At 34.2% G+C, this 17,080-nt stretch carries 10 protein-coding genes and 1 pseudogene; 3 read left to right on the forward strand and 8 right to left on the reverse strand.

The genetic code is table 11. From position 1 onward, the window contains the following. Both QM536_06295 and QM536_06300 read left to right on the forward strand, forming a co-directional pair. Window positions 1-3,430 (forward strand): VCBS repeat-containing protein (locus QM536_06295; GenBank protein MDI9356614.1); only part of this gene is annotated, 3,430 nt, incomplete at its 5' end. A gap of 15 nt (window positions 3,431-3,445) precedes the next feature. Next, the gene (locus QM536_06300) at window positions 3,446-4,744 is read left to right on the forward strand and encodes an amino acid permease (GenBank protein ID MDI9356615.1); all 1,299 of its coding nucleotides are present in this window, start codon (window positions 3,446-3,448) and stop codon (window positions 4,742-4,744) included. 1 nt (window position 4,745) lies between these two features. Here the strand turns inward: QM536_06300 and leuS are convergent, their stop codons facing one another. The 6 genes and pseudogenes from leuS to QM536_06330 all read right to left on the reverse strand — a co-directional run bounded on the left by leuS (window position 4,746) and on the right by QM536_06330 (window position 13,617). After that, on the reverse strand, window positions 4,746-6,950 hold the full coding sequence (gene leuS, locus QM536_06305) for a leucine--tRNA ligase (protein ID MDI9356616.1): 2,205 nt from the start codon (window positions 6,948-6,950) through the stop codon (window positions 4,746-4,748). 138 nt (window positions 6,951-7,088) lie between these two features. Then, window positions 7,089-7,523: pseudogene (locus QM536_06310) on the reverse strand (class I tRNA ligase family protein). 386 nt (window positions 7,524-7,909) lie between these two features. Then, on the reverse strand, window positions 7,910-9,952 hold the full coding sequence (locus QM536_06315; protein MDI9356617.1) for an OmpA family protein: 2,043 nt from the start codon (window positions 9,950-9,952) through the stop codon (window positions 7,910-7,912). A gap of 21 nt (window positions 9,953-9,973) precedes the next feature. Beyond that, window positions 9,974-10,447, reverse strand: a complete 474-nt coding sequence (locus QM536_06320; protein ID MDI9356618.1) for a hypothetical protein — start codon at window positions 10,445-10,447, stop codon at window positions 9,974-9,976. Window positions 10,448-10,600: 153 nt separating this feature from the next. Then, window positions 10,601-11,674 carry an asparaginase gene (locus QM536_06325; protein MDI9356619.1) on the reverse strand — a complete coding sequence of 358 codons (1,074 nt, stop codon included), beginning with the start codon at window positions 11,672-11,674 and terminating at the stop codon, window positions 10,601-10,603. A gap of 155 nt (window positions 11,675-11,829) precedes the next feature. Then, on the reverse strand, window positions 11,830-13,617 hold the full coding sequence (locus QM536_06330) for an ABC transporter ATP-binding protein (protein MDI9356620.1): 1,788 nt from the start codon (window positions 13,615-13,617) through the stop codon (window positions 11,830-11,832). 151 nt (window positions 13,618-13,768) lie between these two features. Here QM536_06330 and QM536_06335 point away from each other — a divergent pair, with 151 nt between their 5' ends. Next, window positions 13,769-14,449: a YggS family pyridoxal phosphate-dependent enzyme gene (locus QM536_06335; protein ID MDI9356621.1), complete on the forward strand. Its 681-nt coding sequence runs from the start codon at window positions 13,769-13,771 to the stop codon at window positions 14,447-14,449. A gap of 18 nt (window positions 14,450-14,467) precedes the next feature. Here QM536_06335 and QM536_06340 read toward each other — a convergent pair whose 3' ends face one another. Both QM536_06340 and QM536_06345 read right to left on the reverse strand, forming a co-directional pair. Beyond that, complete coding sequence (locus tag QM536_06340) at window positions 14,468-16,630, reverse strand: peptidase domain-containing ABC transporter (GenBank protein MDI9356622.1); 2,163 nt, start codon at window positions 16,628-16,630, stop codon at window positions 14,468-14,470. Next, window positions 16,627-17,007, reverse strand: coding sequence for a GxxExxY protein (locus QM536_06345; GenBank protein MDI9356623.1), 381 nt, complete (start codon window positions 17,005-17,007; stop codon window positions 16,627-16,629). The genes QM536_06340 and QM536_06345 overlap by 4 nt, the downstream gene beginning before the upstream one ends. Between the last annotated feature and the right edge of the window lie 73 nt (window positions 17,008-17,080).

The raw sequence follows: 17,080 nt of genomic DNA on the forward strand, positions 1-17,080 counted from the left end.
AAGCATGGGGGCGTTTGGAAGAGGCGGAAGTTCTATTAGCAAAACAGAAACAATTAGAATCCAAATGAAAAAAAATATACTCACACAGAATAGAAACACGATGAAACCATTCACCATTCCAAAGATTATGTTGCTTGTGCCATTTCTTTTACTCTTTCGTTGTGATACAAAAACGGAAGACAAGACGTTCCTTTTTGAAGCAATAAACCCAAAAGAAGCGGGCATTCCCTTTGAAAATACCCTAACTTTTCAACAAGACTTTAATGTCTATACCTATAGAAACTATTATAATGGAGGTGGAGTAGGGCTTGGAGATTTCAATAATGACTCGCTTTTGGATATATATCTTACCGCCAATATGCTGAAGAATAAACTCTATCTGAACAAAGGAAATTGGCAGTTTGAGGATATTACAGAGAGAGCAGGTGTGGAAGGAAAGCGGTCTTGGTCAACAGGTGTGAGCATTGCGGATGTCAATGGAGACGGATGGGCAGATATATATGTCTGTAATTCGGGGAGTATACAAGGGGATAATAAACAAAATGAGCTCTTTATCAATAACCGAGACAATACCTTTCGGGAGTGTGCGGAAGAATATGGATTGGCAGACAAAGGGTATTCTACCCATGCGGCTTTTTTTGATTATGATAAGGATGGAGATTTAGATATGTATCTTTTGAATAACTCTTATCAGGCAATTGGCAGTTTTAATCTCAAAAAAAACCAACGTCCGATACGAGATTCTTTGGGAGGGGATAAACTTTTTAGAAATGATGGTAATACATTTAGAGATGTGAGCCAAGATGCGGGTATTTATGGCAGTATTATTGGCTTTGGATTGGGCGTTACGGTGGGGGATATCGACAAAGATGGTTGGCAGGATATATACGTTTCCAATGATTTTTTTGAGCGGGACTATCTGTATATAAATCAGCAAAATGGAACATTTCAAGAGGTATTGGAGGAGCAAATACGGAGTATTTCTGCTGCATCTATGGGAGCGGACTTGGCGGACATCAATAATGATGCCTATCCCGATATTTTTGTAACGGATATGCTTCCCGAACACAATGAACGTATAAAAACGGTTACTACTTTTGATAATTGGGATAGATATCAACAGAGTGTTACAAATAATTATTGGCATCAATTTACCCGTAATACCCTGCAACTCAATAATGGAGATAATACGTTTAGTGAAATAGGTCGCTTGGCAGGGGTTTCTGCGACCGATTGGAGTTGGGGGGCGCTTCTATTTGATTTTGAAAACGATGGGTATAAAGATATTTTTGTAGCAAATGGCATTTATCAAGACCTTACCGACCAGGATTTTTTGACTTTTATTACCGAAGACGAAACTGTTCAAAAAATTATCTCTCCCAAAGGGGTAAACTATAAAAAATTAGTAGAAGCCATTCCCTCCGTTCCCATACAAAACTACGCATTTATAAATAATAAGAATTTACGATTTACCAATAAAGCCGAAGAACTTGGTTTTTCTACTCCCAGTTTTTCTAATGGCTCTGCTTATGGAGATTTAGACAATGATGGGGATTTAGATTTAGTGGTAAATAACGTCAATATGCCCATTTTTCTCTATAAAAACAATGCAGAAAAGAAATTTCCACAGAACGCATACCTGCAAGTAATTCTCATCGGAGAAAATAAAAACACCTCTGCTTTTGGAACAAAAATAACCGCAAAACATCGAGGAGAAACATTTTATTTTGAGCAGATGCCTGTCAGAGGATTCCAATCATCTGTGGATCCTCGCCCTATAATTGGCTTAGGAAACATATCCATATTAGATACTCTTTTAGTAGAATTTCCTTCTCAAAAATCTTTTCTTTTAACAAACATATCTATCAATAAAACCCTCATCCTTCGAGAATCAGAGGCGAAACATCAATATACTCCTCCCCAAAAAAAGAAAGAAAACACCCTCTTTGAAGAAGTAACCCATCGTTTCAAAAATGATTTTTCACATCAAGAGAATGAATACGTGCATTTTGATACAGAACGCCTCATCTATCAAATGGCTTCTACCGAAGGACCTTGTCTCTGCACAGGGGATATTAATGGGGACTCAAGGGTAGATTTTTATCTGGGTGGAGCAAAAGGATTCTCTGGAAAACTATATATACAAAATCCAGACAATACTTTTTCTCTCTCCCAAAAAGATCTGTTTGAAAAAGATAAAAACACCGAAGACACCGACTGTGTTTTTTTTGATGCAGATAATGACGGAGCAGATGATGTATACGTTTGCAGCGGGGGAGTAGAGTTTTCCTCCGCTTCTTATGAACTTATGGATAGATTATATATGAATAAAAAAGGTATTTTGCAAAAATCTCCCCAGATGCTCCCCAGCACAAAAACCGAAAACTCATCTACCGTAGCTCCAAATGACTTTGATAACGATGGAGATATGGATTTATTTGTAGGAACGAGAACAGATGCGGATGTCTATGGTATGCCCAGCTATAATTATCTGTTGCAAAATGATGGAAAAGGCAACTTTACTGATATAACAAAAAAAATAGCCCCATCCCTTCAAAAAATAGGACTTGTAACCGATGCACTTTGGGAAGATATAGACAATGACACTACCAAAGAACTCATTGTAGTAGGAGAATGGATGCCTATTAGTATTTTCAAATATGCCAAAAAGAAATTTACCAATATCACACAAACTATTTTTCTACAAAATACAGAAGGATGGTGGAATACCATAGAATCCGCAGATATAAATAAGGACGGAAAAATAGATTTTGTGGTAGGAAATATAGGACTTAACTCTCGTTTTCGCTTTTCTGCCGAGAAACCCATATCCCTTTTTATCAATGACTTTGACCAAAATGGGAGTAGTGAGCAAATACTATCCCAATATGACGGAGAAACATCGTATCCTCTTGCTCTCAAACACGATTTAGTAAAACAAATACCCTCTCTCAAAAAAAAATATCTCAAATATAAAAGTTATAAAAACGAAACCATCGAACAAATTTTTACTCCTAAACAATTAGAAAAAACCCTCAAAAAGCAAGCCAAAATTATGGAAACAGTTGTCCTCATAAACAGAGGAAATAGAAATTTTTCTATCTCTCCACTTCCCATTCAAGCACAATTTTCACCCGTAAAAAGCATTATTATACACGATTTTAATGCCGATGATATTCCTGATATTGTATTAGGAGGTAATTTTTTTGAAGTAAAGCCCGAAATTGGTAGATATGATGCGAACTACGGTCAGTTTTGGAAAGGAAATGGCGATGGAACTTTTCAGTTTATAAAAAACAATTTTACAGGGTTTTCTCTCATAGGACAAGTTAGAAACATGAAAATAATATCTATACAAGAAAAAGAATATATATTGGTAGCAAACAATAATGCACCGATGCAAATATTTCTGAATACACGTGTCAAATAAACTATAAACAATACAATGCAACATAGAAAAGTCGGTATTTTAGTAGCTACCTGCCTCGTAATAGGAAATACTATTGGAGCGGGTATATTTTTTATGCCCGTAACCCTTGCTCCTTTTGGGGGAATTAGTATTATTGGGTGGGTAGTATCAGCGGTAGGAGCGCTCTGTATAGCGAAAGTATTCGGGCATCTCAGCCAACTCTCCCCTATTTCTAATGGTGGAATTTATACTTTTACCCATGTGGCTATGGGAGATTTCTTTGGATTCATTGCGGCTTGGGCTTATTATATTTCTATATGGACTACAAATGCCACCATTACCGTATCCTTAGTAGGTGCTTTGAGTTTATTTTTTCCCTCTATTTCTCTCAATCCTCTCGTTTCCGTTTCCATTGGTATAGTAATCTTGTGGGGATTAACGTGGATAAATTGTATGGGAATAAAAGAATCAGGATACGTTCAAGTTTTCACAACTATATTAAAACTGATACCTCTCTTTCTCATATCTATTTTAGGGCTATTCTATTCTAAAACAGAACATTTTATCCCTTTTAACAGAAGTATTTTTACAAATTTTGAAGCCATTACCATAACCACAACTCTGACTCTCTATGCTTTTCTGGGTATAGAAAGTGCTACTATCCCATCCGAATCAATAGAAAATCCTAAAAAAAATATTCCTCTTGCAACTCTTTTAGGGACACTTATTGTTACCTTTGTATATGTATTTAGCACGATTTCTATTATGGGAGTTATTGCACCTGTAGATTTAGAAAAATCTCTTTCTCCATTCGGAGACACAGCTGTAGTTATGTGGGGAGAAACAGCAAAATATTTAGTAGGTTTGGGAATAGTAATAGCAACATTCGGAGCATTAAATGGATGGATATTAGTGCAAGGGCAAATACCTTATTCATTAGCAAGAGACCGCCTCTTTCCAAAATTTTTATCCGCACTCAATAAAAAAAATACTCCTCAAAATGCTCTCATTTTTACCAGCTGTGTCATATCTTTGCTACTCGTCATGAACTATACAAAGGGATTAGCAGAACAATTTAAGTTTTTAATACTCCTGTCCACCACCGTAGTATTAATTCCTTACTTGCTTTCGGTTATTTCTTATATTATTTTATTAGCAAAACAGAAACATACTCTCACGAAGAAAAAACTATACTTGTCCTTTCTTATGGGGGTAGGGGCATTTTTATATTCTTTTTGGGCAATCACAGGAAGTGATTTTGTTTCCATTGCATGGGGGGGAGTCCTTATTGCATCAGGAATACCTATTTTTTTCCTTATGAAAAGAAGTATATAATTTAATCCGTTACGATATTTATTATTTTTCCTTTCATTATAATAATCTTCTTTATCTTTTTTCCATCAGTCCATTTTAAGACACTTTCATTTTCTATGACTTGTTTTTCTATTGCGGTTGCTTCTATATCTAAGGAAAAGAGTATTTTAGTGCGGGTTTTTCCGTTAATAGCAATTGGATACTCAAAAGAATCTTCTTGCACATATTCAGGGTTATAAAGGGGATAAGGTGCTACTGTCACACTACTTTTATTACCGAGTAAGTACCAAAGTTCTTCTGCAATATGAGGAGTATATGGTGCAATGAGCAGAATAAATGGTTCTAATATCTCTTTTTTATTACATTTGAGAGCGATGAGTTCATTAAGACAAATCATAAAAGCACTCACAGAAGTATTAAAAGAGAGCCGTTCTATGTCTTCTGATGCTTTTTTTATAGTTTTGTGGAGTATTTTGAGTTCTTCGGGATTTGGTTTTTCCAAAGAAATACGTCCATTACTATTTTCATCAACAAAAAATTTCCATAGTTTCTTCAAAAATTTATGAACACCTTCTATTCCGTTGGTATTCCATGGTTTGAACTGCTCTAATGGACCAAGAAACATTTCATAGAGGCGGAGAGTATCTGCTCCGTATTTTTCTATAATATCATCGGGATTTACGACGTTGAGTTTGGATTTTGACATTTTTTCTACTTCCCATCCGCATATATATTTGTCATCTTCTAATATAAATTGTGCGGTCTTTGCTTCCGCTCGTGCATTTTTAAACTTTTCTATATCTAATACATCGTTTTCCACCATATTGACATCTACGTGAAGAGGCGTTGTTTTATAATTTTGTATCAGATGAAAAGAAACAAAGGTATTTTCTCCAACCACTCTATACACAAAGTTTGACCTTCCTTGTATCATGCCTTGATTGACAAGCTTTTGAGCGTATTCATCTACGTTTACAAATCCTTTATCATATAGAAATTTAGTCCAAAAACGAGAATAGAGCAAATGTCCCGTAGCGTGTTCTGCTCCGCCGAGATACAGATCTACTTTCTGCCAATATCTTTGAGCTTCTTTGCTACAAAATTCCTTTTCATTATGAGGATCCATATATCTAAAAAAATACCAACTGGAACCTGCCCACCCTGGCATAGTAGTATATTCATAAGGATTTCCATCTTGTGTTTTGAAATCCATTGCTCTTGCCAAAGGAGGTTCCCCATATTCTGTTGGCAGATAAGCATTTACTTCGGGAAGTGTCAATGGAAGTGCTGTGTTATCTAAAACGTAAGGAATCCCATCTTTATAATAAATTGGAATCGGTTCGCCCCAATAACGCTGTCTTCCAAAGATAGCATCTCGCATTTTGTAGTTTATTTTTTGCTTTCCTATGTGCATTTGCTCTATTTGTGCGGTTATTTTTACCAATGCCTTGCCCCATTCCATTCCATTGAGATCTTGTGAATGTATCATTTTTCCGGATTTAGCAATAAAATTACTCTTTGTAATATCCGCTGTCTCTCCTTCTAAAACGGGGATAATGGGAAGAGAAAAATGTTTTGCAAAAGCGTAATCACGAGTATCGCTACATGGGACACCCATCACAACTCCTGTTCCATATCCGCTCAAAACATAATCCGCTACCCATATAGGAATGCTTTCTTTGGTAAATGGATGGAGGGCATAACTTCCTGTGAAAACTCCTGAAACACTTTTGACATCACTCATTCTGTCTTTTTCTGATTTGTGTATAGCTTGTTGTATGTATGCCTCTACCAATGGTCGCTGGACTTCGGTAGTAATTGCACTCACTATATCACTTTCGGGAGCAAGTGTTAAAAAAGTGACCCCATAAATAGTATCCAAACGAGTAGTAAAAACACGTATTTGCATATTTTTTTCTGCCACTGAAAAATCCAACTCAGCTCCGACTGATTTGCCTATCCAATTCCTTTGCATCTCTTTTATTGGCTCAGGCCATTCTATTGTTTCCAAACCACGTAGTAATCTTTCAGCATAAGCAGTGATCCTCATACTCCATTGGGGCATTTTTTTTTTGATAACGGGATGTCCTCCTCGTTCAGAAAAACCATCTTTTACCTCATCATTAGAAAGCACCGTTCCTAAAGCAGGGCACCAATTGACATGAGATTCATTCACATAAGCAAGACGATATTTGAGTAATAAAACCTGTTTTTCTCTCTCTGTCATTTGTTTCCATTCCGATGCAGAGAAAATTGGTGTGTCTTCATTGCAGGCAGCGGCAATGTTTTTATTTCCTTCTTTTTCAAAAGAATGGACAAGAGAATCAATATCCTCCGCTTTATCCGTTGTTTTATTGTACCAACTGTTATAAAGCTCTCTAAAAATCCATTGAGTCCATTTATAAAAGGAAGGATCGCTCGTGCGAACTTCCCTGTCCCAATCAAAAGAAAAGCCTAAGTTTTTTAATTGTTCTTTATAACGAGCAATATTATTTTCAGTGGTTATAGCAGGGTGTTGTCCTGTATTTATAGCGTATTGTTCCGCAGGCAAACCAAAGGAATCAAATCCCATAGGATGTAAGACATTAAAACCTTTCATTTTTTTATATCTACTCACAATATCAGAAGCAATGTAACCCAAAGGATGCCCCACATGTAATCCGGAACCGGATGGGTAGGGAAACATATCTAATACATAATACTTCGGTTTGGATAAATCATTTCCCGTTTTATAAATACCATTCGCTTTCCAAAATGTTCTCCATTTCTTTTCTACTTCTCTAAAGTTATATTCTGCCATTTCTACTTGTTTTTAGATGTATAAATTGTAAAAATGTAATATATTAAAAAAATATAATTTATGAATTACGAATGTTAAAGATATGAATATAACAAGTAAAAAATCCCGAAGGGATAAAAATATGAGAGTGTTTAAGTAAAAAAAATATATACAGATAAGGGTGATGTTTATGGTCAAATCATTCCAAAATCAATTCCATGTGCAAGGTAAACAAAACACGTATAAAAATGATAATAGCACAAAAGTAGTTAGTGAATCAATTGTTATGGTTGGTATAGCTTTAAGAATTGCTTGGGTTTTCAATGGAAGTATATTTTATGACGAATTTCAAAAAATATTCTTATCTATCTTACTTAAACATTCTCATGTTTATTTTATAGTAGAATTTATTCTTTTTTAAAATATTTTTCTTCCTCTTCTGGGGGGGTTTGGAGAGCTGGTTCATCGGGAGTAGATGAGCTGTCCTCTATTTTTAATTTTGATGCATCATATTTTGTGATTTTTATTTCTGTTCTTCTATTTTTTTGATGTTCTTCTTCGGTTTGAGCGTTTTGAATTTTTGGTATTGTTTCGCCATACCCTTTAGATACAATTCTTTCTGAACTTACTCCATGAGAGATTATGTAATCGACAGCTGCCTTAGCTCTATTCTCAGAGAGAGTTATATTGTAATTATGTTCCCCCCTGTTATCGGTATGAGATGATAATTCTATTTCTATTTCGGGATTATCTTTCATAAAAGAGACGACTTCATCGAGTTCTATAGCAGCGTCTGGTCTTATATCCCATTTATCTAGATCGTAATAGACATGTTCTAGGACAATTATTTTTTGCAGTATTACTTTTTCTAAGAAAAGAGTAGTATCAAAAACAACATTTGTTTCTAATTCTTTTATGGTATCTAAGTTTGGTGATTTTCCTTCGGTAGTATAGGTAACACGAGATGCAAAATAATCTACTTTTTCTGCTATAAGATGGTAGGTTTCATCTTCAAATACTTTAAAACTAAAACGTCCATCGTTATCACTAAAGGTTTCGGATATAATGGTGTCGTGATTATCTAAAAGTTTAATTTTTACATTTGAGAGTATTGTTTGAGTGGAGTCATTTTTTTCGAATGCTGTGCCGTTAAGGGTGTAGTTAATAGTTTTCATGGAGGGGTCATTATTAAAAATGGTATATATATCGTCTCCACCTTTTCCACCTTTTCTATTAGAAGTAAAAAAACCTTCTATGGGATTTATTAGAAATATACCGAAGTCGTCTGCATCAGAATTTATAGAAGCTCCTAAATTATAAACATTGTTTTGGTTATGGGCTCTTTTAGATACAAATATATCTAATTTTCCAAAACCACTATGTCCATCGGATGAAAAATATAAAGATCCGTCTTCTGCTAAAAATGGGAATATTTCATCTCCGGGTGTATTAATGTCTTTTCCTAAATTTCTTACATCTGTCCATTTTCCTTTTTTATTCAGGGTGGCTACCCATATATCTAAACCTCCAAATCCTCCTTTTCTATTTGAGGAAAAATAAATAGTAGTTCCATCGGGTGAAAGAGCGGGGCTGGAGTCCCATATTTGTGGATTAGAAATGCTCAATACTTTTGGGGCAGACCATTTTTTGTTTCGGTATCGGGTAGAGAAAAGGGTTACTTCTTCGTATTCTTGATTGTATGAGTTCCCTTTTGCAAATACCATAAAGTTTCCATTTGATGAAAAAGTGACACTCCCTTCGTTTGTATTTGGATAGTTTATCAGGGGGTCTATTTTTTCTATGGAAGAAACATCTACTTTCATATTGTATGGGATATTGTTAGAGGTTTTTTTGATTTTTGCTTTGTAAATATCTGTATAAGCTGTTCCCGTTAATTTATACTGCTTGCCTCCATCTCGATTTGAGGTAAAAAATAATTCTCCTCTTTGTTTATTATACACGGGAGAATATTCATCAGCGGGTGTATTCAGTTCTTTTAGATTTTTTATTTCGTAGTGCCTTTCAGGAATAGTTTTTAAAGAGATTATTTTTTCTAATTCTATTTTTATTTCTGATTGGATTTGAGGATCTTCAGATGTTTCTAAAATGTTTTCTAATACTTTTATTGCTTCGTCATATTGAGAATTTGCTTTGAGTGATGCAATATAGTATGTCCATGTTTTTAGTTTTAGGTCTTCGTTTTTTATTGCTATAGCATAATAAGGAAATGCTTCTGCTAATTTATTGGATTTCCTGAACGCTTCTGCAAGTTTATAATTGGCAGTAGGGTTTAATTTATTTGTTTCCACTGCTTTTTTATAGGATATAATAGCGGCTTGATACTCTCCATTGAGCATTTTTTTATCGCCTTGTTTTATGCTACTACATCTTGCTAAAATAATAAAAATTACAAATAATAATAAGAGATATAAAGTGTTTTTTTTTTTCATTGTTTCTACGTTTTAATGGTATTAAAAATATTTATGAATCCAAGTATTTTCTGCTGCGAGTTTCCATTCTTTTTCGTATTGTTCTATGCTGCTCACGGCAGTATTGATAATATAAATATTTTTTTTCAAAAATCCATTTTTTATGGATTCTTTTATATTTTTATGTAGTAATAGATGTAAAGTACTTTCTTTTTCTACAAAAAGAAAATCTCTTCTTAAAAAACTTTGTCCGTAGTTTATTTCTATTGTTTGTAAAAAATGAACAGATTTGTCTATAGAACACCCCGAAGCAGGATGGAAGGATTCGTCTACTCCTAATATCAGAAAATAAGAATCTTTCCATATAAAAGAACATCTGAGTTGGTTTCCATGAGACATCCACTCTTCACAAAATTTTTGAAAAAGTGGGGTTAGTATCTTTTCTTTTATTGGGCTATGAGATTGATATACCCATATACGGGTATTTTTTGGTAAGATTTCAAAGGGGACATGCATATTTTTTGTGTTTACTTTATAAATAATGTATTGAAGTATTTTTTTAAGATGTGAAAGTGTTTTTATTTTTTACTATACAAAGGAGTTTTCTGAGTGGATTCAATATTAAAATACATTTTTTTAATATATTTTTTGTGTAGTACATTGAGTTATTTATTTCATCTCTCCAGCAAGAGGTATAACTAATTTTGTTTTTACAGAATCTATGTCTTTCTCTCTGCTTAATAAAAACATAAGTTTTGTGACAGCTGCTTCGGTAGTGATGTCACCTCCGCTTAGCACTCCTATATCGTTGAGAATACTACTTGTTTCGTATTTTCCATGAACAACTGTTCCGCCTACGCATTGGCTTACATTAAAAACAATAATTCCTCTGTCAATATTTTTTTTGAGACAGCTTATCAACCATTTTTCATTAATAATATTTCCCGAACCATAACTTTCTAAAATAATTCCTTTTAATCCTTTTATAGCAAAAATACTTTCTACTATATGCTTATTTATACCGGGGAAAAGTTTCAGAATAGTAACATTGGTATCAAAATTTTTATATGTTTTCAACTGTGTATCTGCCTTATAAGGAGCCATTTTATCAAAATTATATTCAATACTCACTCCTGATTCTGCCAGAAAAGGATAATGAGGGGAGTCAAAGGCGGCAAATTGGCTGCTTTTTACTTTTTGGCTTCTATTTCCTCTCATAAGGGAAAAGTTGAAATAAATACATACTTCTGATATTATGGGGGTGTTATTTTTTGTATCCGCAGCTATTTCTAATGCTGTAATGAAGTTCTCTTTTGCATCCGTCCTGATAGAACTTATAGGAATTTGAGCTCCTGTAAAAATAACGGGCTTATTGAGGTTTTCTAATAGGTAGCTGAGAGCGGAAGCAGAATATGACATGGTATCAGTTCCGTGAAGAATAACAAATCCATCATATTGTGCATAGTTTTGTTCTATAATATCCCCGATACTTTGCCAATCTTTTATATCTATATTGGAAGAATCTATGGGTTTAGGAAAGGAAATAACGGTAATTTTAATGTCCAAAAGATTTAATTCGGGAATCCTTTGCACCATATTCTCAAAATTAAAGGGTTGTAAGACCCCATTTTTCCCATGAACCATCCCTATAGTACCTCCCGTATATATTACGAGGATATCAGAACGGGTGTTTTTTTTATTTGTGTCGGTAAGAGTAGTTATTTTGTAGTTAATGGATTTCATTTTTATAAACCTTTTTTTACTCGTTGTTTTAAAAATACTATTTAATACATTATGGTAATAACAAAAATATTTTAAACTATGGTTTCACTGTGAAATCTTCTTTTATAGAAATATTAAGATTGCTAACTATTTTGGGTTCTAAAAATTCAACCTTCTCATATGGTATCATGCCTATCTGATTGGAGAGTTACGAGTTTATGATAGATATTTTTGTGAGACATCAACTGTTCGTGTGTGCCTTTTTCTATAATATTTCCTTTTTCTATGACAAGTATGGTGTCAGCATTGCGAATAGATGCAAGTCGGTGAGAAATGACAATAGTAGTTCTGTTTTGGGTGATAGTATTGAGCGCTTCTTGGATAAGTTTTTCGGAGTGAGAATCGAGAGAACTGGTGGCTTCGTCTAATATCAATATGGGAGGGTTTTTAAGAATGGCTCTTGCTATAGCAATTCTTTGTTTTTGTCCTCCACTGAGTTTTATACCTCTTTCTCCGACAGTAGTATGGAATTTATCAGGAAAAGATTGTATAAATTCGTATGCATTTGCTTGCTTTGCGGCGTTTTCTATTTCTTCAAAAGAAGCATGGAGATTGCCGTATTGAATATTTTCTAACAGCGTTCCTCCGAATAGAACAATATCCTGAGATACAATTCCTATACTTTTTCTAATACTTTCCAAAGAATACTCATTGAGAGGAATATTATTGAGATATATCTTGCCTCCCGTAGGTTCGTAAAATCTCATAAGAAGGCTGGTAATAGTGCTTTTTCCTGATCCACTCGTTCCGATAATGGCTGTTTTACTTCCTGTTTTTATTTCTAGGTGTATGTTATGCAGCACCGTAATATCATTGCGGGTAGGGTATTCAAAGGATACATTATCAAAGCGTATATCTGTAAAAGATGGGTCTATAAATACAATTGATTCTCTTTGCAGAGGAGCTTCTTCGGGTTCTTGAAGTATTTCTAACACCCGCTCTGATGCTCCAATACTTTTTTGCACTTGGGCAAACATTTCTCCCAAGCCAGCTATGGATGCTCCTATAAAGGTGGTATTAAGCACAAAAGAAATGAGCGTTCCTATGGTCAGTTCTCCCTTCTCTACCAATACAGCACCATACCAAAGAATAGAAAAAATACTGCTAAAAATAATAACAATAATGAGAGATATAAAAAGACCTCTAAAAATGGAAGCTTTCAAGGCATTTTTCACCAATGCGTTGATAGATTGCTGGTATCTTTTATTTTCAAAAGGTTCATTCGTAAAACTTTTTACTATATGTATTGCTTGCGTAGTTTCTTCTACAATAATGGTGTTTTCAGCAAGCAAATCTTGATTGTTGCGAGATAGTTTTTTTATTTTTTTACCTAATACGAGAGCAGTTATGATGAGAAATGGACTCGTAGCAAGCATAAAGATGCTCATAGAAGGTGCATAATAAAAAATAGATGTAATACCAAAAAAAAGGATAGAAAGCTGTCTGATAATTTCACCAAGAACAAAGGTAAATGTGTCTTGCAAACTTGCAATATCAGAGTTTATTCGGCTTATAAGATCTCCTGTTCTATGGGAATCGTAAAAAGAAATGGGCAGCTTGGTAAATTTGTGGAAAAGTTTTTTGCGTATATCCGCAAGAGAACGTTCTGCAAAGCGAGCAAAAAAAATAACTCGTAAAAAAGAAAATATTCCTTGCACAAAAAGGATTCCAAAGAGGGATAGAACTATGCTTGTAGTGTCTTGTAGTATCCAATTGCTCTTGCCCGATACTGCATCTATGAGTTTCCCTGAAATAATAGGGAACAGCATTAACAGAAAACTGGAGCATCCTAATACAAAAAGTCCTATAAAGAAATTTCTTTTATACGGCATTCCAAATTTTATTATTTCAAAGTATTTTATCAGTCGTTCTTTGTTGAGAGGTTTTTTAATATCTTCTTTCATAGCATTTTAATGTGTAATAGTAGTTATTCTTTTAGTAAAAAAAGTAATATACATGTAAATAAAGAGATATTTATTTTTCTATGCATCTATGCGGTTATTTTTATATTTTTATATATATTGCAATCATCATAATACATTATAACTCAAAACAATGGAAAAAACACAAATCGCACACATACAATCACAATATATACTCCCACATACCACATTAGTAGTGGTATCTAAAACACAGACAGTAGAAAAAATTTTAGAAGTATATACTACAGCAAATCAAAAGCACTTCGGGGAAAATAAAGTTCAGGAACTGTTTTCAAAATATCAGCAACTCCCAAAAGATATACATTGGCATTTTATAGGAAATCTTCAAAAAAATAAAATAAAACAGATTGTCCCTTTTATATATATGATACACAGCATCTCTGATATATCCCTTCTCATGGCTGTACAAAAAGAAGCTCAAAAAATAAACAAGATAGTGAACTGTCTTATACAAGTACATATTGCCGAAGAGACCACAAAATCAGGATTCACAGTGGATGAACTACGTATTCCTTTCCAAAAAGAGATAGCCGATACTCTTTCACACGTCCGAATTATGGGACTTATGGGAATGGCTACTCATACGGCAGACACAGAAAAAATAAGAAAGGAATTTGCTCAACTAAAAACACAATTTGACTCCCTTGCCAAAAATATATCTCACCCCTTCATTAATATGCAAGTATTATCCATGGGGATGAGCAATGATTATAAAATAGCTCTCCAAGAAGGAAGTACTCTTCTCCGTATTGGAAGTATTATTTTTGGTGCCACTCCTAATAAGATCATGTAAACTGCTGAAATGCACTGTTCATAAATTTTCAAATCCCAGCAATTGGTGTTTGCAAAAAGAATAATATTTTCCTTGCAGAGCAATGAGACGTTGGTGATTTCCCGATTCTATTACTCTTCCATTTTCTAATACGTGTATGATATCAGCTTCAAAAATAGAAGAAAGCCGATGTGTTATGATTATAAGGGTTTTTCCATCAGAACGCAGTTGGAGAAGCACTTTTTTTATTACGGATTCTGAATGCCCATCCAAAGCGGAAGTTGCCTCGTCTAATATGAGTATTTCGGGATTGAGGTATAATGCTCTTGCTATAGCTAATCTTTGCCTTTCTCCACCTGAGAGAGAAACCCCATGCTCTCCCAATACAGTCATATAAGAGTGGGGAAGTTTTTCTATAAATGTATCTATTTCTAACATTTTGGAAAGCGTTAATATCTTTTCCATATCGGGTTCTTCTATTCCTAAAGAAATATTTTCAATTATAGACCCCGAAAAAATATCTATTTGTTGGGGAACGACACTTATTATTTTACGAAGCGAATTATTTCGTATGTGCTTTATATCATATCCTCCTATTTCAATAATTCCCGATTGTGGAGTATAAATATTTTGTAAAAGAGATAATAAGGTAGTTTTCCCGCAACCACTTTCTCCTACAAAAGCAGTCATTTTCCCCCTTTCTATGGTAAGAGAGAGGTCTGAAAATACATACTGCCGAGAACCATACCGAAAAGAAATATTTTTAATCTGTATATCTCCCACCATTTGTGGAGTTAATACTAATTTTCCTTGTTCCTCTTGTTCCCGCTCTAAATCCATTATCTGAAATAATCTATCTGCTGCAATAAGAGCATCTTGAATTGCTTGATTACTGCTGATAAGGGAAGATATAGGTGCTAATAAATATCCCGTTAAGGCATAAAAAGACATCAATGCTCCAGGGGTGAGTTGCTGATCTAAAACCTTTGTAGATCCATACCAGAGAATAGCAATGGTTACCAGATTGGAGAGAAGTCCGCTGAAACTATTAGAAAAAATATGTCCCTTTGCGTTTATAAAAGAAGATTCGAGCAATTTTATAAAACGACTTTCTGTCTTCAATTGGGAGTGTTGCTCCGTAGCAAAACGTTTTATCGTTCCTATAGCAGTGAGAGATTCTACCAAGTGTGACTCTAAGTCCGCCGCTTGTTCCATTATCTTTCGGAGATATTTTTTGTTTAAATAATTAAAAGCAAGGTAGATGATGACAAAAAAAGGAATAGAAACGGTTACCAATAAAGCCAACTTCCAAGAATAGATATACATCAAAGCAAAGGTAAACAAAACTATGAGAACGTTTACTACGAGATTCATTGCTACATTGCTGATAAATACTCGTATTTTTATAGCATCACCTATTCGGGAAGTAATTTCTCCTACTCGCATGGTATCAAAAAACTGCTGTGGAAGGGAAAGCAAATGTCTATAATATCCCAAAATAAGTGCTGCATCCATCTTTTGCCCCGTTTTGGTAATTAAAAAATTCTGAACCCCTCCTATACATGCGTTTATTAAAACAATGATAAGCATAGCAATACCCATCAGATGTAACAGATTTCTATTGCCATCTACGAGAACATAATCTAATATCTTCTGCACAAATACAGAGGTAGAAAGTCCTAATATACTATACAAGACAGCTCCTACAAGGGATTGTGTAATAACACTTGTATGCGGGGAAGCGAGATTCCAAAAGCGACTGAGGGTGGATACTTTCTTATTTCCCGATTGAAATTGCTCATTCGGAACTAAAATAATGAGAACTCCCGTCCATTCTGTTTGAAATTCTGCATACGTCTTCCGAATCATCCTTCCCTCCCCAGGATCCATTACCCATATATATTTTTTATTTATTTTATAAATAACCACAAAATGTTGGAGTGCTTGTTTTATTATCACGTGTGCTATGGCAGGTTTAGGGATTTTAAAGAGAGCATCTAAGGGACCTTTTACTCCCTTTGCAGTGAAGCCAAGTTTGTTGGCTGCTTCTATCATTCCCAATACATTCGTTCCTTTTTTGTCAGTAGAAGCCATCTGACGTATATGAGCAATGGGGTATAAAAGCTCATAATGAGCGGAGATAGATGCCAAACAGGCTGCTCCGCAATCGGTTATGTCGTGTTGTTTTATTATTTTCTTCATACTACTTTTCTAAAAATATTTCCTTTGAGTGAAATAACATTAAAATTTATAAGATACCCTACTTTTATATTTGATAAACGAAGATAGGTCAATAATTGTTTGAAATGCACGTCTGATAAAGTTTCTACCGATTTTAATTCTATAATTATTTTTTCTTCTACTAATAAATCTATTCTGTAACTGTCTTGTAAAACCATGCCTTTATAAGTAAGGGGTAAAAGTACTTGTCTTTTCACACTACATTTATTTTCTTTTAACTCATATTCTAAACAAGCTTCATAAGTGCTTTCTAACAAACCAGGTCCGAGTAATGAATGTACTTTATAAGCAGTATTCATAATAATTTTTGATAATTCTGGGTAATAAAATTCTGACATTTTAGTATACATTATGGTTTTATAAAAAAAATTACATTATATAAAAAATTAAAAAATATCCCACAGAGTCCCA

This window comes from Chitinophagaceae bacterium (assembly GCA_030053935.1).
Taxonomy (GTDB): Bacteria; Bacteroidota; Bacteroidia; order Cytophagales; family JASGCU01; genus JASGCU01.